The following is a 21,866-nucleotide window of genomic DNA, read 5'->3' as shown; positions in this document are numbered from 1 at the left end:
GCATCGTCATGCCCTTCACCTACGCCCTGCACCGCCGGCCGGACCTCTACCCCGAGCCCGACCGATTCCAGCCGGAGCGCTTCATCGGCACACGACCCGGGACCTATGAGTGGATCCCGTTCGGGGGCGGCACTCGCCGCTGCCTCGGCGCGGCCTTCTCGCTGTTCGAGGTCCGCGTGATCCTGCGGACGATCCTTCGCCACGCCCGCTTCCGCGTCGCGTCCACGCCGGTCGAGCCGCCGGTGCGGATGAACATCTCGCTCGTCCCCAAGTACGGTGGCCGCGTTGTCCTCGACCGGGCTTGACTCTTATCGTTGGGCGCGTGCCAGACCACGGTTCCGAGGACGAGGTCGGCGAGCGGATCCTTGAAGCCGCGCTTGCGTGCTTCGCCGAACTTGGGATCCGGCGGACCTCGATGGACGACATCGCCCGCGCGGCGGGAGTCGGGCGCACGACGGTGTTCCGGCGCTTCGAGAGCAAGGACCGGCTCGCGCAGATCGTTCTACTTCGGGTCGTCGCACAGGTGACCGAAAGGGCGAGAATCAGGTTCAGCGGCGCCCGCGACCTCGAGACCGGGCTCACCGAGGCGCTCATGATGGCCGTAAGACTGCTGCGCGACCACCCGCTGTTCGGGAAGGTTCTCAGGACCGAACCCGAGTCGTTTCTGCGGACGCTCACGAGCGACGGCACGAGCATGATCGCGGTCGTGCGCCGCTCCGTCGCCGACTGGCTCGGCTCCAGTGGAGGCGGACCGCTCAGCGACGTAGACGCCGAGATGGTCGCCGAGGGCATAACGCGCCTAGGCGTGTCGCTGATCCTCGGACCCGAGGGTCCGATCCCCATCTACGACGACAAGGGCCTACGCGCATACTTCGCGCGCTACATCGTTCCCGGGATCACGCGGCTCGCAACGTTTTAGGGCGCGGTGCGCTGACGAAAAGCCAGCGTCCGGTCTGCCGGTGCATGCGGGCGGCACCTGGGCCCGAACACTGTGGTGCGCATCGTTTGGCCACCGACGTCAAGATGGCTCGCCGTCCGTGGGCTATGTGGAGCGGCGCTCAGGCCGGCGAGCTCGCCCGCTCGACTTCGCGGAGCACGGCGTCGCGCGCCCACGCGTAGTCGGGCTTTCCGTTGGCGGCGCGCCAGCCAGCGGCACGAACAACGGCCGCTGCTGCGTGTCGAGCTGGGACAGGAACCAGCCCCAGCGCCTCGGGTGCATCACGATCACCTCGGGCGGCAGGAACCGGGCCGCGTGAATGCGCTGCACGCCGTCGGCGACGGCCCCGTAGACGCCCTTGAAGTCGGCCGAGGCGACCGCGATGTCTCACCATGGACGAACTGCATTGGCGCATAAGCGCTGCCAGTAAAGAGGGCGAAGCAAGCATTGACCGGGTGGGTCTCATTGTGGAGGCTCTTGCGCGCTATCACACGCATCGCCGAGAGTTCGCCTTCATCGGCGCGAGCGAGATGCGCAGCCTGAACACTCCCAACAGACGCCGAATTACCGACTCCCGTAGCCGCATCCAGTATGTTCTCGACGAAGAGATCACCGCAGCTCGAAGCGACGGACACCTCAGCACCGATCACCCGCGCGACGCCGGACGGGCAATCGCGACGATGTGCACATCGCTACCGCAATGGTTCCGTGTCAGTGGCCCTTCGACTCCCGAACAGATCGCGCGTGAATACGCGGACTTCGCCCTGGATCTGCTGTGGCGTCGCTCTTAGCTGTGCAGGCTGAACTTCCTTCCGCCTGCGCTGTCAGATAACCTGTTGCGTGACAAGCTAATTCGCGAGGCAACTAGTTGTTTCGTTGGATAGCGGCTGCGCCGATGACCGTGAAGCGAGTCGAACGCGCGTTACTGCGAAATGCGGGTATTCCACGCTCGTTCGATCAGACGCATGAGTGCTGGGTAGACAATCCAGTGCCGGAGTGGCATGACCAGCGCCACGTATCCCTTGCCGAGTGAACCGCGTGGCTTGCCGTAGATGGCCATTTGTCCTCGGTAGCGGCCTTCGCCCTGATCGACCCAAGCCAAGTGCATCACGGCGTGTACGGTTCGGTTCGACAGTTCCGCGGCGTATTCGTCGTCAGTGCGATAGAGGGACGCCAAAGGCATGGAGTCGAAATTCAGGTCCGCCGCCGTATTGGACAGATCCTCTGGCAGCCGATCGATCAGTGAGGTTTCGGTCGTGCCTGGAATCGGCAGTTGGTCCCCGGCGTCAGCTCGGCCGTGGTCGATCGGGGCTGAGACTCTACCGAGGTCGAACCAGGCGCCGAGGCGATCGCGGGCGCTCCACAGGATGCGACTTGGGAGGGACCCAGAGTTGACCAGATCGAGTGAAACCATGAGCTCGAGCAGCGTTTGGAAGTCCTCGGCGCCGCCGTGCACGGGTAGGGCCCAGACATCCGACAGCTTGAAGTCCGGCGCGATTTCGCGGATACGCCAGGGGCGAGCTTCGTGTACTGCATTCGAAATTCTCATGCCGTTCCTCGATCCATGCTGAACGTTCTATAGGAAAATGATCGTACTGCTGTGGTGGTATCTGTTCGTGTCCGCATCCGCTCTTCCGCCAATTCACACGACTGCTCGGCCGCGGATCGGTTCAGCTGGCCGGGGCCGGTGCCAGCATCTGCTTCCATCCGTCGTCTCCTGCGATCGTCGAATCCGTGACGGTGTACCGGGTGCCGTCAGGGGCCACCAGCTCGCCGTTTTGCGGGCTGTAGATTGCCGTCAGACCTGCCGACGGCGTGTACGTACAGGGATTGGGTTGTTGCCTATTGCACCGCACGGTGCCGGTTCCGGGCGGCGTCAAAACGTCACTCGTCGGTGCTGGCGGCTGTGGCAGCTGATCCGCTGGCAGCGGGTTCAGGCCGTTGTTCACCGACGGCGCCGGTATAACCGTGCCCGGGTTGACGGGCTGGTCGCAGCGGGCACCCGGCGCCGGGCACGTCAGGATCTGGTTAGGGTCCCCGTACCACGGGTTGGTGCCCATCGGCACATACGGCTCATTGCTGCGACACTCCCGCGGCGTGGCTGCCCGCTTACCCGGGACATCGACGCAAGGCAAGTTGCGCGACCCGCGCACCACGTTTTGAGCGTCCTGCGGGATCTTGCAATAGAGTCCGGTGGGCACCGGTCTCGGGCTGGTATCCGCGGGGGCGCGCCACTCCGACGGGGGCAGGAACCCGGTCAGGCACGGCGGCGGCTGGTTGATGGGAACCTCGAAGTCCAACGCGACTTGACCCGGATACGGCAGAACGGCCGTCTGTAGAGACGAACCCACCTGGGGAAGCGCCACCAGCAACTGTTCGACGCCGTTGTGGTAGCGCTTGAGCATGTCGAGTACGATCTCGAGATTGGCCAGCGTCTGCGGCAACGAATCGTGCACATCGCTGAAGACCGCATTGAGCTGGTCGGCCGTAGGCGCGGCCTGAGTCAGCGCGTCGCGCAGCGGCTGGTCCTGCGCGGCGCTCTGCGCGGCCAGCGTGTTCAGGTTGGCGGCCCAGGTCTGGATGGCGTCACCCGAGTTGACCTGGCTGTCGATGATCGGCCCCGAATGTTCGATGATGTCGTTGACGTCGCGGATGTTCGTCTTGAAGTCGGCGACCACCGCTTGCGTCGATTCGACGAGTCGCTGCAGCGACGGCCCCAATCCGCCGACCGACGTGGCGGTCTCGTCGAGCAGTGTGGCGATCTTGTTCTTCGGCAATACCGCAAGGCCTCGGTTCGCCGCATCCAACGCGGGCCCAATCGCGGTGGGCACCGTGCTCTTGGTGATCGTCTGGCCGTCGGTCAAGTACTGGTGGGGCGCGTTCGCGGAAACCAGGTCGACATACTGCTCGCCGACCGCCGACACCGAATGCACATTGGCGGACGCGTCGACCGGGATCTTGTATTGGTCGGCAACGCGGATCGTCGCCACCACACCAGTTTCCGTCGGCTCGACGCTTGTCACCTTGCCGATGGTGATGCCCCGGTACGTCACGTTGGACGTCGGATAAAGACCGCCTGATGTCGGCAAGTCCACTCTCAGCGTGTACTGACCGATGCCAGCCAGGCTGGGGACATGCAGGTAGTACCACCCCAACACGACGACGGCGATCACCGTAAAGATGCTGAAGACAATCAGCTGGATCTTGATGACGCGGGTCAGCACTGTTCACTCACCCCGTTCCACCAGCGGTCCACCCGGCGCATCGTTCGGGTTCGATGTGAACCGGATGTCCGGGATCATCGTGTTAGGGTCGCGGCCCCAGGACTGTTCAAGTGCCCGCAGCGCGCCGGAGAATCCGGTGCCGGTCAACAGGCTGTTGTCGAGTGAGCTCAACGTCAAGTCGATAGTGGCGTCGACGTTGATGTAGTCGCCGCGAATTATCTTCGGGGCGTCATCAATGTTCAACGGCACGGTCAGAATCAGCTTCAGTGCGCCGAGTAGATACGGCGCCGCGCGAAACAGCTGCCTCAGTGGTCGCTGCAGCAGCTGCAGGTCGGTGTGCAGGTTGTCGTTAGAAGCGGAGAACGTCTGATCGGCGACCTCACCGAGTCGGCCCAGCGCGTCGATAGCGTTGGCGAAAAGATCGCGGGTGTCCGCGAAATGCTTGATCAGCGGCGGCACATCGGTGAGCACCCGGTCGAGGGCGTCGTTGTTCTTCGCGACGATCTGCAACAGACTGTTGGTCGAATCGATCGCGCGGGTGATATCCGCACGCTGCTCGTTGAGCTGCGCGGTGAACGTGTCCAGCTTTCCGAGGAAGTCCCGGATCTGGTCAGCCCGGCCATTGAGGACGTTGTAGACCTCATTCTGGATCACCTCGAGGTTCTGCACGCCGCCACCCCGCAGCACGGTGGCGAGACTGGCCAGCGTCCGCTCGACGGTCGGGTACGCCGACGAATTCTGCAGGGGAATGGTGTCGCCGCTCTTCAGCGGCTCCGGCGACGGGTTCGCCGGTGCGGCCAGCTCCACGTGCTGCGAGCCAAGAAGACTGGTCTGGCCGATCTTCGCCGTCGCATTGGCCGGCAACTTGACATTGGCGTCAATGTCGAGAGTGAGCGTCGCGATCCAGTTCTTCAGCGCGATGGAATGCACTGACCCGACAAAGACGTCGGCCACCCGGACCCGGCTGTTCGCATTGAGCGCCAAGGTATCCGGCATCTGCACGTAAATAGTCATCTTGTTGGTGCCGCTGCCGGGACCACCCGGCAGCGGCACATTGGCAATGCCGCGCCAGCCGCACGATGTCAGGATCACCGCGGCCATCAGGAGCACCAGCCCCCGCAAAATCCAGTGGCGCAGTTGGCCCACCACCCGGCCCGCGGCGCGCATCACCGCCCCCCTGCCTCAGCGGGCAGCGGGGCTCCGGCCGGTCCCGAAACCGGCGCCGGCCCCGGCGGCGGCGACCCTCCCGGTACCGGCCCCGGAATCACTTCCGGTCCTGGCGGCGGCGGCGGAATCGGCTGGGGATACCACGGCGGCGGCAACGGGTTGTTCTCGTCGTACGCATTTGGCGAACCCGGCAGGTTTTGACCTCCCGTTGGCGGCGCAATGTCAGGTCCACCCATCAGCGCGGCCAGCGAATCCGGGGTCAGCATGTTCTGGGTGAACGGCTGCACGTCGATGCCCTGCATGCCGGGCGCGACGACCCAGCCCGGCTCATGGTTGCCATGCGAGAACGGCGTGTCGGGAGAGAAGATGCCTGGCATAGTCGTGTCCTTGTAGCCCGGCGGCGGCCGCAGTCGCTCCTCGGAATAGGCGACAACCTTGGGCAGCGTCGCCGCGGTGTTCAGCAAGTTCATGCCGACCGGCGGGAAGTTGAACTTGATCGCGTCCAGAATCGGCGCCAAATATTGCGCGCACAGCTCGGCGGACTCCTGGTATCCCAGCCGGCTGCCGGCCTGGATCGCACTACAAATGAACTGCATCGGGTTGGCGAAGTTGGTGATTACCGGATTACCGACGACCGCACCCAGCGCCGGGTGATAGATATTGACGACATTTGAGCCGAAGGTGGGGAAGACGTGGAGCAGGGTCTCTAGACCATCCCGCGGCTCGGGCTGTAGCAGCGCGTTGGTCGTGTCGGCGAGGTTGTCGATGTCGTGAACGAGTACCGACCCGTTCTGGTCGAGAAACCGGCGCGTGGTGGCCAACAGCCCGTCCGTCTGCTTGACCGCGTGCGCCAGCTCCTGATCGGAGTTGGTGAAGGCGTTGGTGAACTGCGCCAGGTTGTTGTTCAACGCGACGAATTGCTGGTCGTTCTGGTGCAGGGCGTTGACGAACAGCGCCAGGCTCCGCACCACCGCGAAGAAGTCGCCGCGGCCCTGGTTCAGCGCGGTCAACGCCTCGGACAGACTCTTCAGCGTCGTGTTGATCTGCTCGCCCTTGCCCGCCAAACCGTCGGCGAACGATTCGATGACGTCACCGAAGGGCCCCTTGGGCTGCTCGGGGGTCGGGCCGAGCTGGTCGAGAATCTTGCTCACCGAATCCCGCAGCTGATCCCATTCCACCGGCACCTGGGTGCGCTCCGCCGGGATCACCGCGTTGTTCGCCATCACCGGCCCGTCGGTGTATGGGGGTGAGAGCTGAATGTTCCGTGATGCCACCAGGCTCGGGTTAAGGATTGACGCGGTGGCGTCGACGGGCACCTTGTATTTGTTCGCGTAGTGGAACGTCACCCTCATCTCGTCGCCGGCCGGTTCGATCTTGTCGACCGAGCCCACCCTGACGCCCATGATCTGAACCCTGTCGCCCGGATACAGCGCCAACGTCTCCGGGAAGTACGCGACAACAGTGTTGGTGGTCAGCCGCTTGTACATCTGATAGCCGACCAGGGCGACGGCGATGCCAACGATCACGACGAGAGTGCCGATGACCACAAGAGCACGAGACACATGCGGCAGCCGGATGTTACGGATGTTGAAGATCGTCGACATCGGTCAGTGGCCTCCAATGTCTACGGGCGCGGGCACGCCGGGGGGCGGGAAGTCCGGAACTTGCGGACCTGTCCCCGGTGGGGGCGGCGGGCCCGGCAACCCGGCTGGCGGCACGGGCGGCGGCGGAATCGGGCCGGCCATCGGTCCCAGCGGCTCGGTGCGCCCACCGGGCGGTGCCGGCGGCAGCAATACCGGCGTGCCGGGCACAGTCGGCGGCGTCTGGCCGGGGAGCCCGGCGATCGGGATGCCCGGAGTGGGCGGCAACCCGTTGGGGTTCGGAGCCGACGTCGCCACGTGTGGCGCTCCGTAGTTGGCGCCAAACGGGTTGTCACCGTAGGGACCTTGGCTCAGATCCGAGCACGGCAGCGGGTTGCCGGGCCGCGGCAAACCGTCGGATCCCGGGGTGTACGAGCACGGCGAGCCCGGCGGCACCGCGGATCCCGGATTGTGCGGGGTGCCCTCGAGCGGTGTTGGGGCGGGCGGCGGCGCTCCGTTGGGAAACCGGGTGCCGTTCGGATCGGGGAACTGGAACGCGGGCAGGCCCGCGTTGCCCCAGAACTGCTCCGGGTCGAGGCCGCGCTTCTTGAACGCCGCATCAACGAACGGCTGCAGAATCTGGTACGGCAGCAGGTTGGCTATCAGCACCTTGAAGTACGGGGCCGATCCAACCGCCTCTGACAGTGATCCGGCGAACTTGCTCAAGTTGATGACCGATTCAGCCAGGCCGACCTTATGCTTGTTCAGGATGTCGGTGATGGTGCGTAGTTGCGCCAGCACGTGGTTGAGGTTCGGGTTGTCATTGATGAGCCCCTGAACCTGAGTCGACACCGCTGAAACATTGCCCAGCAGGGTATCGATGGCACGGCTGCGCTGGTTGAACGCGGCGAGCAGGGTCTTGGCGTTCACCAAGAGGTTGTTGATCTGCTTACCGCGGTTACCGAGAACCCCGGCTATCTGGTTCGCCTCGGCCAGCAGATGCGTGATCTGCTCATCACGCTTACCGATGGTGTCCGAGAACCTGGCAACGCCATCCAGCGCGGCGCTCAGATGCGGATACGTCTGATTGATGGTCTCCGACAACACGTTCAATGAGCGCTTGACCGTCTGGACATCCCAACCACTCGCCGCCTTGGTGACGTCAAAGAAGGCGTCGTAGATCTGATAGGGCGTGGTGCTTTGACCGACCGGAAGCACACCGCCCGGACGCAGCACCTCGGCACCGCGTGTCTCAATTTCGATATTCTTCTTACCCAGAACCGTGTCGGTGCGAATCGCGAGCCTGCTCCCCGTGCCGATCTGGTTCCCACCCAGCGAGAACCCGACGATGATGCGGTCGCCGTCAATCGCCAGCGACTGCACCGTGCCGACGTCGACGCCGGCCATGCGTACCTTGTCGCCCTCGTTGATGCCGCCCGAATCCTTGAACTGCGCGTAGTAGGTTGGCTGGCCGAACAGCATGGGCACACTGGCAAAGCTCTGCCCGACTACGACAACCAGCAGAGTGATGACGAGGCCCATCAGGCCGACGCGAACCCGGTTGGATGTGTGCAGCGCTCTCATTGCGGCGTGCACCTACCCGTGGGCTGCGTCGTCACCCTCACCGTACGTACCGGCCCACCCGGCTGAAGCCCGTTGACCTTCAGCGTGATACTGCAAGCATAGAAGTTGAAGAAGTCACCGTAGACCCCCCCGGCACGCCCAATCAGCTGGAGGGCGTTCGGCAGCTTAGTGAGCAGATCGTCCAGCTGGTCCTTTTGGTCGACCAGCCGCTCGGCGACGCCTTCCACATAGTCCACGGTGCTCTTCAGCAACGGCCGGTTATCGGCGAGCAGGTCGGCGAGCGATCCGGTGACGTCGCTGATGTGGGCGACGCCGGCGGCCAGCGGGTCGGCCCGGTTCATCAGGCCGGTGATCAGCGCCTCGAAGTTGTTGACGGTCTGATCGAACTCGTGTTGATGCCGAACCGTGGTGTCCAGCACGATGTTCAGGTTCTTGATGACCTCGCCGATCGCCTGATCGCGCCCGGCCAGTGCCGACGTCAATTGCGCTGTCTGGTCGAGAATGTCGTTGATGGTCCCGCCCTGACCCTGGAACACGGTGATCAGCGACTGCGCGATGGTGTTGACCTTCTGAGGGTCCAGCGCCCGGAACAGCGGCTTGAAGCCACCGATCAGTGCGTCGAGGTCCAGTGCCGGCCGGGTGCGCGAGATCGGGATGAACCCGTCCGCGGGCAGCTGCTTGCCGCCCTCCCCGCGCTCGAGCTCCAGGTACCGGTTGCCGATCAGGTCCTGGTAGCGGATCGCGGCGGTGGTGGACTGGTACAGCGGCAGCGAGCGATCGACGTTGAAGTCCACCTGCGCCCGCCTGCCGCCGTCGACCAGGCGGACTTCAGCGACCTTGCCGACCTCCACGCCGGAAGCCCGGACGAATTGCCCGGGGCGCAGCCCGCTGGCGTTGGTGAATTCGGCAGTGTATTTCGTGGTGCGGTCGAACCGGATCTGACCGAAGACCACGATGATCATCGCCGTGAAAGCCAACAGCACCAGCGAGAAGGCGCCGAACTTGATAACTGTGCCACGGATGTTCATGGGTTGACCGTGTTCTCCCCCACTTGGCGACCCCAGACGTACTCAGAGAGAATGGGTGAGCCGAGTTCCCAATGGTTGTACGGTGCGATGGTGGCGCCGGTGTCCATCACCAGATACGGGGCCGGCCACAGATCGCGTGTGATCGTCTGCCAGCACCCCGGCGCCCCGCCCGGGCCGCCCTTCGCGCTGACCCGCGGCAGGTTGTCCGGATAGACATACGGGTTCTGCCCGCCCGCGATCGATATATGAGCTTGCGCGGCGCTTCCGTTGGCTGCCAATACTTCATGGATCTTTGGCGCCAGGTCGTGGAACATGCGGATCGAGCAGAACAGCGCGGGGCTATAGGTGTCGAGCAGTTGCGCGGTGGGGACCAGCTCGGCGACGCCGCGCACCAAATATGGCCCACCCCGCTGGAAGACGTCGGCGCCACTGTCCCCGAACCCGACCGCCGCCAACAACGCGGCATCTAGATTGCCCTGCTGATCGTTGAGTGTGCGCGTCGTGGTCACCGCGTTGTTGAGGAAGGCCCACAAATCGGGCGAGGCCTTCGTGTAGGTGTCGGCCAGATTCGCTAGCTGGTGGATGTCATGTCGCAACTGCGGCATTCGGGAATTGACGTCGTCGAGAATCGTGTTGCCGTTGACAAACGAGGCGCCGAACTTATCGCCCAGCCCGGTCAACGCCTCCGCCGCCGCCGTCAACGTCATGTTCAGCTTGACCGGGTCGATCTTCTCGGAGATCTCGGTGATCGTCTCGAACAAGGTGTTGAACTCGGTGGTTACGGATGTCATGTCGATCAGAGTGTCCGGGCTGATCCGTTGCGGCGTCGGGTTTTTGGGTGTCGTGAACGACACATACTTGTTGCCGAACACCGTGCTGGCCGAGATGTTGGCGTCCACGTTCGCCGGAATCAACGGGATGTATTTCGGTTCCACATCCAACGTGATCGTCGCCATTGGGCGTCCATCATGCTGCGTCTCATCGATCTTTGAGACGCGGCCGATCGCCACCCCGTTGAACGTCACTTTCGAGCCTAGATCCATCGCCAAACCCGCACGAGCGGCCAACATCGTTAGCTTCGTCTTCGGCGTCAACTCCCCTCGAAATTGCATATACACCAACGCCAACACCACCGTGACGACGATCAGCGCGAGCAGTCCAGCCGTCTTCTTCCGTGGAGTGCGGCGCGCGTTCTCCTTGGCCTGGGGCGCTGTCATCGCCGGCTACACCGTGAGGTTGAAGTTGGGGTTGGTGCCGTAGAGCGCCAACGAAGCCAGCAGGACCACCACCACGATCAAAATCAGTGATCCGCGCATCGACCGACCGACCGCCTCGCCGACGCCGACCGGGCCGCCGCTGGCGTTGTAGCCGTAATAGCAGTGATTCAGCATGACGAACACCGCGATGATGATCGTCATGACGACCGACCAGAAGACATCGGTGGGCCGGAGGAAGGTGGTGAAGTAGTGCTCATAGGTGCCGACCGACTGTCCGTACAAGTACGTCGTGACGAGCTGCGCGGCCAGGAACGACAAGATGATCGCCATCGTGTACAGCGGCACGATGATGACGAACCCCGCCGCGATGCGGCTGGCCACCAAGTACGAGATCGACTTGATACCCATCACTTCCAGCGCGTCGATCTCCTCGCTAATCCGCATCGCACCAAGCTCGGCGGTGGCGCCGGCGCCGACCGTGGAGGCAAGCGCCACGCCAGTCACCACTGGCGCGACGATGCGCACGTTGGCCAACGCCGCAAAGAATCCCGTGAACGCCTCCACACCGATGTTGCCCAGCGAGGCGAACCCCTGGATCGCGATCAATGAACCGGCCGACAACGTCACGAAGCCGACGATCGAGGCCGTGCCACCGATCATGGCCATGGCTCCGGTGCCCATCGCCATCTCGGCGATCAGACGCAGCGTCTCCTTCCGGTAGTTCCGCAAAGCGTGCCCGATATGGCCGATGCCAGTGATGACGAACAAGGTCACGTCGCCGACGCTGTCGAGAAGGCTCGGCAGCGCACCAACCCACAGGGTCACTTGTCTGTAGGTGCGCGGATAGCGCAAGTGCCGAACGGTTGCGGTACTCATCTCAGCGCCCTGTCCCGAATCGGACACCGATCGTGGTGAGCACGACGTTCACCGCGAACAGCGCGATCACGCACAGCACCAGCGTTTCGTTGACCGCCGTGCCCAGGCCCTTCGCGCCACCTGACACCGTCAGACCGCGATAACAGCCGACGAGCCCAGCGATGAGGCCAAATAGTGCGGCCTTGACGACCGAGATCAACACTTCCGGCAACCCGGTGATCAGTGTCAGCGTCGTCACATATGCGCCCGCCGAGACGTTCTGGATGTATACACCGAAGAAAAAGCCGCCGACCAGACCGATGGTGATCACCGCGCCATTCAGCAAGAAGGCCACGTACGTCGAGGCCGCCACTCGGGGCACCACCAGCCGATGGATGGGGTCGATGCCCAGCACCTCGAGCGCGTCGATCTCCTCACGGATGGTCCTGGCACCCAGGTCCGCACAAATGGCGGTCGACCCGGCACCCGCAACCACCAGCACCGTCACCAACGGGCCCAGCTGCGTGACCGCACCCAGCGCGGCCCCGGCACCGGAGATGTCGGCGGCACCGAATTCGGCAAGCAGGATGTTCAGCGTGAAAACGATGAGCACGGTCAGCGGGATCGCAATCGCCACCGTCGGCAGGAACGACACCCGGAACAAGAACAAACTCTGCAGAAAGAACTCACGCCACTCGAACGGGCGCGCAACCGCCTTGGCGGTCAGCACGCACATCCGGAAGTAGCCGCCGACCGCCCCCAGACCCGGCCTGGCCTGATCGCTGAGGTAATTCCGAATCTCCGTTGCAGTTGTCATTTGCCGATCCGCTCTTTGACCGCCGAGATGATCTCCTCGGTCGTGGGGAAGACGTTCAACTCGTCGGCGAACGGCAGCGGTGCGTAGGGCGCGCCGAGCCGCGCGACGGGTGAGGCCAGCTCACCGAAAAGGGATTCGCTGATGCGCGCGGCGATTTCGGCGCCCGGGCCGCAGAAGCTGGTCACATCATGCGCGACGATCGCGCGCCGGGTCTTTTCCACGGACTCCAACACGGTGTCCACATCCAACGGCATCAGCGCTCGGGCCGCGCTCCAGGTGTCGGTCTCAGCGTCGTACCCGAAGCTGTCCCAAGCCAGTACGTACGCCAAGCAGTTGCCATCACGGTCTGTGATGACGAGCTTGTGCACACCGGACTCCTTGAGCAACTGAGCGTCCTCAGCGCCCCGCTGAGCAGTTTGGTTCATCTGTGTCGTTGTGCCGCTGTTCATTTGCATGAACCTTCCTTGCTACAAGGGATAGAACATCCCCTCTTTCTGGATTCGCCAACCGCGCCAACTGAGGACGCGCACGAAACGGTGTCACCTGACCTACCGCTTCGCCCGACGATTTCGAGCGCGGCGAATCCCGCCCGCAATCGCGCGGTACACACTCTCACCAAATTGGGCAAACGTGAACGCCGAGGCCCTCTCGATTGTGGCCGCAGCGACCGCTATGGCGGGAACTTCATTCGACTGGACGAAATTGTCAGTGTCGGCGCCCGCCCCAATTTGCACCCTCCTTGCCTGCTGTGTTCGCAAAACGTTGCTGAAACAGGATCACCGAGGGGGCCGTTGCGGGTCTTGACACCTTGCGACATTTTATTATCACTTCCCGACACGGGACGGTTCGATCGACTGCGCCCTTCGCGGTTTTGTCAGATGATGTGCAGGGAGTCGAGGAACTTTTCGGCGTAGGCCGAGTCGCCTGTGACGGTGAGACCGGCAGTGCGCCACGCGACGCGGTTCGTCGCCCAGGCGGGGAAATCGACGGAATCCCCTGTGACGGAGGCCGCGGCGGAGCTGCTATCCGTCGATTCGGTAACGATAAGCCGTCCGTGACCGGCCGGATCGATTCTCCAGTTCCCGCCGGCAGGGCCCGTGAGGGTGAGTGCCAGCGACTTGTCGAACCACCACATCTGGTCGCGGTTCATCTGTTCGACTCCGCTGAGCATCCAATCCAATGTCGCGGCGAGCCTGTTGGCGTCGATCGGAGGCGCGGGCGTGTTGATTGCCGGGGCGACATCGTAAGTGAGGTGGGTGTGCCAGTCGAAAACCAGCATGGGCGCGAGCATTCGCACCGGGTAGCGCCCGAGAGCTCCCCACGCGAAGGGGCACGTTACCAACCAGTGGTTGGTCAGCTACCGATGCCGCCGCGATGAATGCCCTGCTCCACCGGGCGAATTCGTCGAGGACGCGGCCGGGGGGCCAGGCGCGGCGCGGGGCGAGGAGGTCCTCGTTGGTTTGCTCGGTGTCGTCGGAGAACACCAGCGCGATCGCCTGCCTGCCGAACAGCCCCCGGCAAGTCCCTCCGAAGTGGGCAATCACGTCACCCACGCGCCAACCCGCTGCGTGGCTGGGTGCCATCCAATCGTCATCGGTAAAGCCTGCGCAGTAGTCGAGTACTACTTGACGTTGGTCTCGAAGTGCCCGGACATGGTTTGCGCGCTTCATGTGGCCATGGCCTGCGCCTGGATCAGGATCGCGGCCCTTTCCCCGGCCATCAGCGACGCGGCGTTGGTGTTGCCGTGGGGAATGGTCGGAAAAACCGACGCGTCGGCGACACGCAGTCCGGTCACCCCGTGAACTTTCAGGTCGGGGCCCACGACGCCGGTCGATTCCGAACCTATGCGTGCGGTACAGGACGGATGGTAGGTGTGCTCAACTTGTCGACGGATGTTCTCCTCGAGGTCGGCGCGTCTCGCAACCTCGGAGCCAGGAGTTATTTCCCGGCCGAGGAATTCGCGCAGAGCGGGCTGTGATGCGATGTCCCGTAGTCGTTCGATGGCTGACACCATCGAATCCATGTCGACGGGGTCCGCGAAATAGTTGAACCGGATCGAGGGTTTCGCCTCCGGATCTCCGCTGCGCAAGCTTACGGTTCCTGTGCTGCGGGCTCCTACCATCGAGGCGCCCAAGAAGAATGCCGGCCTTGGGTACGTGTCGAATCCGTGGTTGTTGAAGTAGGTCGGGCCACCTATCAATTCCTGATCTGGGGCAGCGTCATTCCTGGTATGGAAGAACGCGCCAACCTCGGCGATGTTTGAGCTCAGCAGCCCGGTGCGGTGATTCTCGTACTGCGCGATCGACTCGGGCGCAAGCGCATCGGCCAAGGTGCCGGAAGCGCTCGTCTCGAAGTTCAATACGTAGAACGGATGATCCATGAGGTGCGATCCGACATTCGAGTTGTCGACAACGACCGCAATTCCATGCTCGGCCAAGTGATCAGCGGGACCAATACCCGACAGCATCAGCAGCTGAGGGGAGCCGAACGCACCCGCCGACAAGATCACTTCGCGCTCCGCACGAACGAACTCTGGCCGGCCGCCCCGGTTCACGAAAAATGCCTGTGCACCGGCTGTTCTCGATTTGGACGCGCTCGACCAATGTGTTCTCCAGGACGGTGAAGTTCGGCCGGCGTCGATTCGGGTCGATGAACCCGTCCGCGGTTGAACAGCGAACTCCGCCCTTCTGCGTCACCTGAAATAGACCTGCCCCCAGCTGGTCAGCCCCGTTGAAGTCCGGATTTGCGGGGAGACCCGATTCGACGGCAGCCGCGAGAATCGCTTGACTCACGGTGTTCGGCGAGCGCAGGTCGGCGACGTTGAGTCCGCCGCCCGTCGCATGGTAGAGGTCGTCGCCGCGCTCGTTGTTCTCCGAACGCTTGAACAACGGCAACACGTCGTCGTAAGACCAACCGGTAGCACCGTCGCGTGCCCATTGATCGAAGTCATGCCGGCTTCCGCGGATGTAGACCATCGCGTTCATCGAACTGCAGCCGCCGACCATCTTGGCGCGCGGATGGAAAACTACACGGCCACCGAGATTGGGTTCCGGCTCGGTGTAGTACTCCCAGTCCAACGGCGATTTGAATTTGCTGCGGGAACGCGGCAGGCGTTTGTACAGCAGGATTGATGTGCGAACCGCCTGCCTCCACCAGGAGCACGCGAAGATCAGGGTCTTCCGAAAGGCGGCTTGCCAGCACCGCCCCGCCGGATCCGGCGCCCACCACTATGTAGTCGAAGCTGTCCACTGTGTATGCCTCACTCTGGTTGGGTTCATTGGTCGTCACCCAGCGATGTACATCGACTTGAGGTTCATGTAGCTGTTGAACGTCTCTGGGCCGAACTCGCGGCCGAGTCCGCTGTCCTTCACTCCACCGAACGGCGAACCGATGGCCACCGGGTACCCGTTGATGCCGATGGTGCCGGTGCGTACCTTCCGCGCAACGTTCTTCGCGCGCTCGGTGTCCGCACTGAACACCGTGCCACCCAACCCGTACACGGAGTCGTTGGCGATGCGCAGCGCGTCGGCCTCGTCGTCGTAGGGGATCACCGAGATCACGGGACCGAAGATCTCCTCTTGTGCGATGGTCGCGTCGTTGGTCATATGGGCGAATAGTGTCGGTTCGACGAACCAGCCTTTGTCGATGCCTTTCGGTCGCCCACCACCGGCGACCAATCGTGCTTCGCCCTTGCCCTTTTCGATGTAGCCCTCGACACGCTGACGATGGGCCTCGGTCGCCATGGGCCCGATCTCGGTGCTCGGGTTAAGCGGATCACCGACCCGCAACGAAGAGACTCGGGTCGCCAGCGCGTCAACCACCTCGTCGTAACGCCCTGCGGGCGAAAGGATTCGGCTGCACGTCACGCAGGTCTGTCCGTTGTTCATGAAGGTGATGAACTGCAGGTTGGGCATGATGGTGTCCATGTCGACGTCGTCGAGCAGGATCGCGGCCGACTTCCCCCCGAGTTCCAAAGTCACCGGACGCAGTAGTCCCGCGCAGACCGTTGCGATCGAACGCCCTGCCGCCGTCGAGCCGGTGAACGCGACCTTGTCCACTCCAGGGTGCGAGACCAGATACGCACCGATATCTGGCCCAGCGGGAATCCAGTTGATGACGCCAGGCGGAAGTCCTGCTGCCTCAGCGGCATCGGCCAGGATGAAGCAGTCCAACACCGTTGCCGGCGGTGACGGTTTCACGACCACCGCGCACCCAGCCGCGAGCGCCGGAGCGATCTTGCTCATCGCCAGCACCACCGGGTAGTTCCACGGCACAATCGCAGCGATGACACCCACCGGCGATCGCTGCACCACGGTTTCCAATCCCATTTGCGATGGCCGCACATCCTCGAGCGACGTTGTCGCCGCCAGGTCGGCGTAATACCGGAGCAAGCCGATCGCGAAACCGCCCTCGAACGCCTCGCTCAGTCCGATCGGCATCCCGTTCTCCTGGCTGACCGTTCGAGCCAATTCGCCTGAGCGCTTTTCTAATTCGTCCGCGAATCGGGTCATCGCGGCAGCCCGATCCGCCGGGGACAATTGCGACCATTCGGAGTTTTCGACCGCGTTACGCGCGGCCGCCACGGCCCGGTCGACGTCCGCCACGTCGGCTTCCGGCACGGTGCCGAGGACCTCCTCGGTCGCCGCGTTCAGCACCGTTATGCGCGACGAGGTCGACGGCGCCACCCAGTCGCCGTCGATGAAGAGAGAGTCGCGGTCGACGGTCATGGTGGATGTCCTCCGGTGCGGTGTGAATTGTTGGCGCCGAGGGCGCCACATTGGCCGTTACGGTCTTAAGACCCTGAGGAAAGAGGATCGCCGAGAGTACCGTCGCGGGTCTTGGCAGTTCCCGACAGCGTTTTATCATTTCCCGACATGCGCAGGGGTCGTGCGCGCAGGATCAGACGATCGCGATCCAGAACGCGACAGCTGGTAGCGCAGGTCGCGCCAGGATCAGGTGGGCTGCGCCGCGCCGAGCGCAGCGTCGCGCGCTCACGCGTAGTCCGGCTTCCCGTTGGGTGCGCGCTTGATCACCTCGACCTGCACGACGACACGCGGGCGCTTGTACCCCGCCAGGCGCGCCTTGAGGTACTCGCCCAGCACGCGCTCGACGTCGCCATCGGGAGTCCGCGGCGCGACAACCGCGCAGACCCGCTGGCCGAAGCGCTCGTCAGGGATTCCGACCACGAGCGCGTCGCCGACCTCGAGGCGGGTGTTGTTGATCACCTCTTCGACTTCTTCCGGGTACACCTTCTCGCCGGCGGTGTTGACGCATCACGAGCCGCCGCCCAGCGGCACCACCAGGCTGCCATCGGCCTCGATGCGGCCCCAGTCCCGGATGAACGCGTAGCGCTGGCCGTCGATCACCCGGAACGTGCGCGCGGACTTCTCCGGATCCTTGTAGTAGCCCTTCGGGATCAGTTTGCTGCCGGCGGCGATCAGGCCGGGCTCGTCGGACCCCGGCTCGATCTCAGCGTCCATCCTCACTGAACAGCTTTGTCTCGCCACGTCGCAGGAACTGCCCGGTCTGGGCGAGCGGTCCGTCGCGGCACGGCCCTTGACACCTTCCGACATTCTCTTAACATTTCCCGACAGGGAGTTGATCGTATGGGCAGCCTGATCCGATCCACCAATTTGTGGGGGTACACGGACCTGACGCGCGAGCTCGGCGCTGACCCGAAGCCCTTTCTAACGCGCTTTGACATTCCGCCGGGTGCCGACCTGCAGGAAGACGCGTTCGTCTCGCTGGGCGCGTTCGTTCGCATGCTGGAGGCAAGCGCCGCCGACCTCGACTGTCCGGAATTCGGACTTCGCCTTTCGCGCTGGCAGGGTCTGGACATTCTCGGGCCTATCGCCGTGATCGCGCGGAATGCGCAGTCCTTGCTCGGCGGATTGGAGGCGATCGCGCGCTACTTTTACGTCCATTCCCCCGCGTTGAGCCTGACGGTCGAACCGCGCATTGCCGACGCGCACGTCAGGTTCACGTACGAGGTGACCGAACGCGGTCTTCCTTATCCGCTCCAGGGCTACGAGCTGAGCATGGGTAACGGCGCACGGATCATCCGCCTGCTGGGCGGACCCGACGCGCGCCCCCGTGCGATCTCTTTCATGCACGAACAACTGGGCCCCGACGCTGCGTACGCCGAGGCGCTGGGTTGTCCGGTTCGCTTCGGACAGGCGTGGTGCGGGTTCGAGCTACCCGTGCCTCTGGCCGACAGATCCATCGACAGTGCCGATCCGGAGACCAGACGGATCGCCACGAAGTACCTGGAGTCCCGTTACTTGCCAAGCACCGCCACGCTGTCCGAACAGGTGACCGAACTGACCCGCCGCCTGTTGCTCACCGGCCAATGCAGCGCCGAGGTCATCTCCGGCCAACTCGCCATTCACCCACGAATGCTGCAGCGACGGCTGGCCGGCGAAGGCGTGCGATGCCAGGACATCATCGAGCGCGAACGCCGCGATCAAGCGGCGAGGTACCTTGCCGACACAAGGCTGCATCTCAGCCAGATCGCGGGCCTGCTCGGCTATTCCGAGCAGAGCGCTCTAAATCGATCTTGTCGACGCTGGTTCGGCAAGACGCCTCGGCAGTACCGAGCTGAAATGCGGGTCTGATCGGCGCAGTAATCGGCCCCTTGAGAATTCGACCGCGTACGTCGTGCGGCTACCGCGTAGGTCGTCGGCTACTGCGGGCGCCGACGTCGCGTTGGGCATCGCTGCGAGCATACGGGGGATCCCCCAGATGCACTGTATCCCGCAGGCCGCTTCGATATCCCGCATTGCGATCGGCCCTCGCTGGGCGGATTCAACTGGTCGTCGCAACACCTCGAATTCTCGGAGGTGCGTGATGGGGTATGGGAAGCGGCAGTTGGACGTTCGTGGCTATCGGGGGCAACTCCTGTCGCCGGGGCGGCCGACCGTGGCCTGGCGCCAGGACCGGGTCCGGTTCTGGTCGGCCATCGCGGCCGGTGCGATGACTGAGGATGCCGCTGTCGAGGCGGGTGTGTCGTCACCGGTCGGGTTCCGTTGGTTCCGCCATGCTGGCGGCGTGAATCCGCGCCTGCCAGAGACTGTTTCGGGCCGCTACCTGTCGTCGATCGAGCGCGAGGACATCGCCTTATGGCGCGCCCAGGCCGCCGGAGTCCGCGAGATCGCCAGGAGGCTGGGCAGGGCAACGTCGACCATTTCCCGTGATCTGCGGCGTAACGCCTCCACGCGAACCTACCGGCTCGACTACAAGGCCTCGACCGTACAGTGGCACGCCGAGCGGCGTGCTCGGCGTCCCAAGACCGCCAAGCTGGTCGCCAACCAACGGCTGCGTCAGTACGTCCAGGACAAGCTGGCCGGTGTTGTGCGCGGCCCGGACGGGCGGGTGGTGGTCGGGCCAGCCGGAAGGGGCGCAACAAACCCCATCGGGGTGATCGGGCCTGGGTGACGGCATGGAGCCCTGAACAGATCGCCCAGAGGTTAAAGCTCGATTTCCCCGATGATGAGCCTAGCAACTGGTGCGCCATACTGGGATCAAGTTGGGATTGAACTGGACGGGAGGCCAGGTGACACACCCTGTCGGTGTCGACGGCATCTGAATTTTGACCCCGTGGCGGCAGGTCATTTCATGGGGCCAAGATGGGGCCAACGACTCAGACGAGCTGATCCGACACGTCCGATCGCAGGCCGCGCGGCCAGCCTGACCAGCGCAAACAACTCCCACGCGAGCGCAAGTCCGCCTGAAAAGCGGAAGATCAGCGGTTGATTCCGCGCCGGTGTAAGCGCGGGGGGATCCGAATGGCGCCCATAACCGGTAAACGCGACGAGGGCGGGAGCGGGATTGAATCGCGCCACCAATTTGGTCGATGGCAGTCATCGTTTATTCATCGATAATGATCGAGAATCGACGGGAATCGGTGAGGCCTGTTCGGTCTACTCGAGGACCGAAGTGCCTTGTCGCACAAGCATTTACCGGTCCTTTCGGGTGGTTAACGAGAAGCCTGAATCGCGAATCCATTGGTCGCGGGTTCGACGTCTACGCGGGGTGGCGGAGTTCGTGCTCGACTGCACGGCGAATCCAAGACGAGACGGAGCGGTCGTCTGCCGCGGCCGCAGCGCGTACCTGCCCCAGGAGCTCGGGTGGGAAGCGAACGGGCACGGTGGCGGTCAGCCGGCGGCGCCCTGGTCCCTGGGGTTCCTGGTTTTCCGGGCGAGCGTAGAACTCGTATTCCTCGTCGGGGGTCATGGGGTGGTTCATCTGTCTCTCCAATATTGGTCAGCGAGGTGTTTGGAGGCTTCGTAGCAGCCGATGGGGCGGCATCGTTTGGGGTTGCCGTCGCGGGCAGGGCGAGGGGCACCATCAGGACTGTGCCGTCGACTTCGGCGACCATCAGCCAGTGGGCGGGTGGTCTGGCGGGGCAGAACATCGGGTCGAAAGCCCAGACTTCGCGGATGTCCTCGATGCCCAGGCGTGGGTGCGCTTGAACAGGTGGGCGGCTTGAGCGTCGATCTCGAACGGATCCTCTTCGTCGAGCAGATCCAGATCGAACAACTTGTCCGCCACATGCCGATTGTAATACAAACGGATACAAACACCCGCCCAGGTAGGGACTTTGCTCGGCTGTCGCGAAGTTTAGGTTTTGACGACAGTTCTGACGACAACCGGGACGACAGCGGCTCCCTCAACACCATCGCCACGGCACGAAAACGCCACTCACGTGATTCGACGGTCTCCCGGGGGCAGATCCGGGAATTGCTGCGGCTACATCACGCAAGGGTTTCCATCATGTCTGGTCATGCCGGCCGCTCGTGCCTACGGATCACAGCTTCAATTTCATCCGCTCCGCATCCGCCGCGCCGCTCGTATCGCGTGTTCTGAACCTCCAAGATTGGTCCAGTTCGTCCAGCTTGACCAGCATGAACGTCTGGCTTCTGACTTCGCCTCCGCTTCACAGGCGGAAGGTCCTTTCAACCGCGAGCGGTAGGGCGCCATACAAGTCGGTCTAGCACTGTTGCGTCGCGTAACACGCCGACGCATATCCCCAGGAAACCGAGCACCCGCGTAACGACACAGAATAACAGAAAGCGCAGTTCAAGGGCCATTTTCCCAGGTTCGGTACGGGGTTCGAGTCCCCTTAGCTCCACCCTGTAGCCTCCACCAGGTTTCCCCAGGTGGGAGCATTTGCGCGTGTTAGCTAGGACCCTTTCGGACTTGCTAGTCCGCTGTGGACGGCTTGCGGTGTCCCGGCGGTCGGCAACGCCGTCCAGATCCTCATCGAACGGGTCAGCGTAGACATCCAAGATTTTGGCGGGCTTGATCATGCTGGGAGCCGTCGACGCCCGCGCCCATGCATCACCCAGACGTGGGCGGGTTGTGGGGGTCGCGACGGTTGACGAGGGGCCTCTTATAGGACGGATCGGTTCGGTCCCGTGCTGAAACGCCGTTGGCTCCGATATCGGGTACGTCGGCG

General features: G+C 63.7%; 21 protein-coding genes and 3 pseudogenes. 6 read left to right on the top strand and 18 right to left on the bottom strand.

All coding sequences use genetic code 11. The features are described from left to right. From ACLP4W_RS14690 to ACLP4W_RS14680, 3 genes are all read left to right on the top strand, one after another. The coding region (locus ACLP4W_RS14690) for a cytochrome P450 (RefSeq protein ID WP_442387050.1) at nt 1-305 on the top strand (305 nt) is incomplete at its 5' end. 17 nt (nt 306-322) lie between these two features. Continuing rightward, nucleotides 323-919, top strand: a complete 597-nt coding sequence (locus ACLP4W_RS14685; RefSeq protein ID WP_442387048.1) for a TetR/AcrR family transcriptional regulator — start codon at nt 323-325, stop codon at nt 917-919. A gap of 410 nt (nt 920-1,329) precedes the next feature. Continuing rightward, complete coding sequence (locus ACLP4W_RS14680) at nt 1,330-1,728, top strand: hypothetical protein (RefSeq protein ID WP_442387047.1); 399 nt, start codon at nt 1,330-1,332, stop codon at nt 1,726-1,728. A 131-nt stretch (nt 1,729-1,859) separates the two neighbouring features. Here ACLP4W_RS14680 and ACLP4W_RS14675 read toward each other — a convergent pair whose 3' ends face one another. The 17 genes and pseudogenes from ACLP4W_RS14675 to ACLP4W_RS14595 all read right to left on the bottom strand — a co-directional run bounded on the left by ACLP4W_RS14675 (nt 1,860) and on the right by ACLP4W_RS14595 (nt 17,889). Further along, the gene (locus ACLP4W_RS14675; RefSeq protein ID WP_442387045.1) at nt 1,860-2,486 is read right to left on the bottom strand and encodes a DUF2867 domain-containing protein; all 627 of its coding nucleotides are present in this window, start codon (nt 2,484-2,486) and stop codon (nt 1,860-1,862) included. Between the two features lie 121 nt (nt 2,487-2,607). After that, nucleotides 2,608-4,161, bottom strand: coding sequence for an MCE family protein (locus ACLP4W_RS14670; protein WP_442387043.1), 1,554 nt, complete (start codon nt 4,159-4,161; stop codon nt 2,608-2,610). Between the two features lie 3 nt (nt 4,162-4,164). Further along, on the bottom strand, nt 4,165-5,328 hold the full coding sequence (locus tag ACLP4W_RS14665) for a virulence factor Mce family protein (RefSeq protein WP_442387041.1): 1,164 nt from the start codon (nt 5,326-5,328) through the stop codon (nt 4,165-4,167). Then, nucleotides 5,328-6,932 carry a virulence factor Mce family protein gene (locus ACLP4W_RS14660; protein WP_442387039.1) on the bottom strand — a complete coding sequence of 535 codons (1,605 nt, stop codon included), beginning with the start codon at nt 6,930-6,932 and terminating at the stop codon, nt 5,328-5,330. Before ACLP4W_RS14660 ends, ACLP4W_RS14665 begins: the two co-directional genes overlap by 1 nt. 3 nt (nt 6,933-6,935) lie before the next feature. Then, nucleotides 6,936-8,492, bottom strand: a complete 1,557-nt coding sequence (locus ACLP4W_RS14655; RefSeq protein WP_442387038.1) for an MCE family protein — start codon at nt 8,490-8,492, stop codon at nt 6,936-6,938. Then, nucleotides 8,489-9,520, bottom strand: a complete 1,032-nt coding sequence (locus ACLP4W_RS14650; protein WP_442387036.1) for a virulence factor Mce family protein — start codon at nt 9,518-9,520, stop codon at nt 8,489-8,491. The genes ACLP4W_RS14655 and ACLP4W_RS14650 overlap by 4 nt, the downstream gene beginning before the upstream one ends. Then, nucleotides 9,517-10,737, bottom strand: a complete 1,221-nt coding sequence (locus tag ACLP4W_RS14645; RefSeq protein WP_442387034.1) for an MCE family protein — start codon at nt 10,735-10,737, stop codon at nt 9,517-9,519. Before ACLP4W_RS14645 ends, ACLP4W_RS14650 begins: the two co-directional genes overlap by 4 nt. A 6-nt stretch (nt 10,738-10,743) precedes the next feature. Further along, nucleotides 10,744-11,613 (bottom strand): ABC transporter permease, encoded by an 870-nt coding sequence (locus tag ACLP4W_RS14640; RefSeq protein WP_442387032.1) that lies wholly within the window; start codon nt 11,611-11,613, stop codon nt 10,744-10,746. A 1-nt stretch (nt 11,614) separates the two neighbouring features. After that, the gene (locus ACLP4W_RS14635) at nt 11,615-12,409 is read right to left on the bottom strand and encodes an MlaE family ABC transporter permease (RefSeq protein ID WP_442387030.1); all 795 of its coding nucleotides are present in this window, start codon (nt 12,407-12,409) and stop codon (nt 11,615-11,617) included. Continuing rightward, on the bottom strand, nt 12,406-12,834 hold the full coding sequence (locus ACLP4W_RS14630; protein WP_442387028.1) for a transketolase C-terminal domain-containing protein: 429 nt from the start codon (nt 12,832-12,834) through the stop codon (nt 12,406-12,408). The genes ACLP4W_RS14635 and ACLP4W_RS14630 overlap by 4 nt, the downstream gene beginning before the upstream one ends. A 449-nt stretch (nt 12,835-13,283) precedes the next feature. After that, nucleotides 13,284-13,688 carry a hypothetical protein gene (locus ACLP4W_RS14625; RefSeq protein WP_442387054.1) on the bottom strand — a complete coding sequence of 135 codons (405 nt, stop codon included), beginning with the start codon at nt 13,686-13,688 and terminating at the stop codon, nt 13,284-13,286. Nucleotides 13,689-13,752: 64 nt separating this feature from the next. Beyond that, nucleotides 13,753-14,079, bottom strand: a pseudogene (locus tag ACLP4W_RS14620) (maleylpyruvate isomerase N-terminal domain-containing protein); the annotation flags it as partial. Continuing rightward, nucleotides 14,076-14,531, bottom strand: coding sequence for a GMC oxidoreductase (locus ACLP4W_RS14615; RefSeq protein WP_442387052.1), 456 nt, complete (start codon nt 14,529-14,531; stop codon nt 14,076-14,078). The gene ACLP4W_RS14615 and the pseudogene ACLP4W_RS14620, both read right to left, overlap by 4 nt. A gap of 306 nt (nt 14,532-14,837) precedes the next feature. After that, nucleotides 14,838-15,393: pseudogene (locus tag ACLP4W_RS14610) on the bottom strand (GMC family oxidoreductase); the annotation flags it as partial. A 300-nt stretch (nt 15,394-15,693) separates the two neighbouring features. Beyond that, nucleotides 15,694-17,136: an aldehyde dehydrogenase gene (locus tag ACLP4W_RS14605; protein ID WP_442387026.1), complete on the bottom strand. Its 1,443-nt coding sequence runs from the start codon at nt 17,134-17,136 to the stop codon at nt 15,694-15,696. 264 nt (nt 17,137-17,400) lie between these two features. Further along, entirely contained in the window at nt 17,401-17,658 is a 258-nt protein-coding gene (locus ACLP4W_RS14600) for an AMP-binding enzyme (RefSeq protein WP_442387025.1), read from the bottom strand. A gap of 24 nt (nt 17,659-17,682) precedes the next feature. Then, nucleotides 17,683-17,889 carry a hypothetical protein gene (locus tag ACLP4W_RS14595; RefSeq protein ID WP_442387023.1) on the bottom strand — a complete coding sequence of 69 codons (207 nt, stop codon included), beginning with the start codon at nt 17,887-17,889 and terminating at the stop codon, nt 17,683-17,685. A gap of 126 nt (nt 17,890-18,015) precedes the next feature. On the opposite strand from ACLP4W_RS14595, the gene ACLP4W_RS14590 reads away from it, so the two are divergent. Together ACLP4W_RS14590 and ACLP4W_RS14585 are read left to right on the top strand one after the other, a co-directional pair. Beyond that, on the top strand, nt 18,016-19,023 hold the full coding sequence (locus ACLP4W_RS14590; protein WP_442387021.1) for an AraC family transcriptional regulator: 1,008 nt from the start codon (nt 18,016-18,018) through the stop codon (nt 19,021-19,023). 232 nt (nt 19,024-19,255) lie between these two features. Beyond that, a pseudogene (locus ACLP4W_RS14585) lies at nt 19,256-19,899 on the top strand (transposase); the annotation flags it as partial. A 532-nt stretch (nt 19,900-20,431) separates the two neighbouring features. On the opposite strand, the gene ACLP4W_RS14580 reads toward ACLP4W_RS14585, so the two are convergent. Then, entirely contained in the window at nt 20,432-20,653 is a 222-nt protein-coding gene (locus ACLP4W_RS14580; protein ID WP_442387019.1) for a YlcI/YnfO family protein, read from the bottom strand. Between the two features lie 240 nt (nt 20,654-20,893). On the opposite strand from ACLP4W_RS14580, the gene ACLP4W_RS14575 reads away from it, so the two are divergent. Next, nucleotides 20,894-21,274, top strand: a complete 381-nt coding sequence (locus ACLP4W_RS14575; protein ID WP_442387017.1) for a hypothetical protein — start codon at nt 20,894-20,896, stop codon at nt 21,272-21,274. Nucleotides 21,275-21,866: the final 592 nt, after the last annotated feature.

This window comes from Mycobacterium sp. (assembly GCF_052145595.1).
Taxonomy (GTDB): Bacteria; Actinomycetota; Actinomycetes; order Mycobacteriales; family Mycobacteriaceae; genus Mycobacterium.
This window is presented reverse-complemented; position numbering and strand designations above follow the sequence as displayed.

Excerpts from the sequence above, each read along its gene's own strand:
- ACLP4W_RS14680 (WP_442387047.1), top strand. The coding sequence starts at position 1,330 with ATGGACGAACTGCATTGGCGCATAAGCGCTGCCAGTAAAGAGGGCGAA.
- ACLP4W_RS14675 (WP_442387045.1), bottom strand. The coding sequence starts at position 2,486 with ATGAGAATTTCGAATGCAGTACACGAAGCTCGCCCCTGGCGTATCCGC.
- ACLP4W_RS14665 (WP_442387041.1), bottom strand. The coding sequence starts at position 5,328 with ATGCGCGCCGCGGGCCGGGTGGTGGGCCAACTGCGCCACTGGATTTTG.
- ACLP4W_RS14660 (WP_442387039.1), bottom strand. The coding sequence starts at position 6,932 with ATGTCGACGATCTTCAACATCCGTAACATCCGGCTGCCGCATGTGTCT.
- ACLP4W_RS14655 (WP_442387038.1), bottom strand. The coding sequence starts at position 8,492 with ATGAGAGCGCTGCACACATCCAACCGGGTTCGCGTCGGCCTGATGGGC.
- ACLP4W_RS14650 (WP_442387036.1), bottom strand. The coding sequence starts at position 9,520 with ATGAACATCCGTGGCACAGTTATCAAGTTCGGCGCCTTCTCGCTGGTG.
- ACLP4W_RS14645 (WP_442387034.1), bottom strand. The coding sequence starts at position 10,737 with ATGACAGCGCCCCAGGCCAAGGAGAACGCGCGCCGCACTCCACGGAAG.
- ACLP4W_RS14640 (WP_442387032.1), bottom strand. The coding sequence starts at position 11,613 with ATGAGTACCGCAACCGTTCGGCACTTGCGCTATCCGCGCACCTACAGA.
- ACLP4W_RS14635 (WP_442387030.1), bottom strand. The coding sequence starts at position 12,409 with ATGACAACTGCAACGGAGATTCGGAATTACCTCAGCGATCAGGCCAGG.
- ACLP4W_RS14630 (WP_442387028.1), bottom strand. The coding sequence starts at position 12,834 with ATGAACCAAACTGCTCAGCGGGGCGCTGAGGACGCTCAGTTGCTCAAG.
- ACLP4W_RS14625 (WP_442387054.1), bottom strand. The coding sequence starts at position 13,688 with ATGCTGGTTTTCGACTGGCACACCCACCTCACTTACGATGTCGCCCCG.
- ACLP4W_RS14615 (WP_442387052.1), bottom strand. The coding sequence starts at position 14,531 with ATGGTAGGAGCCCGCAGCACAGGAACCGTAAGCTTGCGCAGCGGAGAT.
- ACLP4W_RS14605 (WP_442387026.1), bottom strand. The coding sequence starts at position 17,136 with ATGACCGTCGACCGCGACTCTCTCTTCATCGACGGCGACTGGGTGGCG.
- ACLP4W_RS14595 (WP_442387023.1), bottom strand. The coding sequence starts at position 17,889 with ATGGACGCTGAGATCGAGCCGGGGTCCGACGAGCCCGGCCTGATCGCC.
- ACLP4W_RS14590 (WP_442387021.1), top strand. The coding sequence starts at position 18,016 with ATGGGCAGCCTGATCCGATCCACCAATTTGTGGGGGTACACGGACCTG.
- ACLP4W_RS14580 (WP_442387019.1), bottom strand. The coding sequence starts at position 20,653 with ATGAACCACCCCATGACCCCCGACGAGGAATACGAGTTCTACGCTCGC.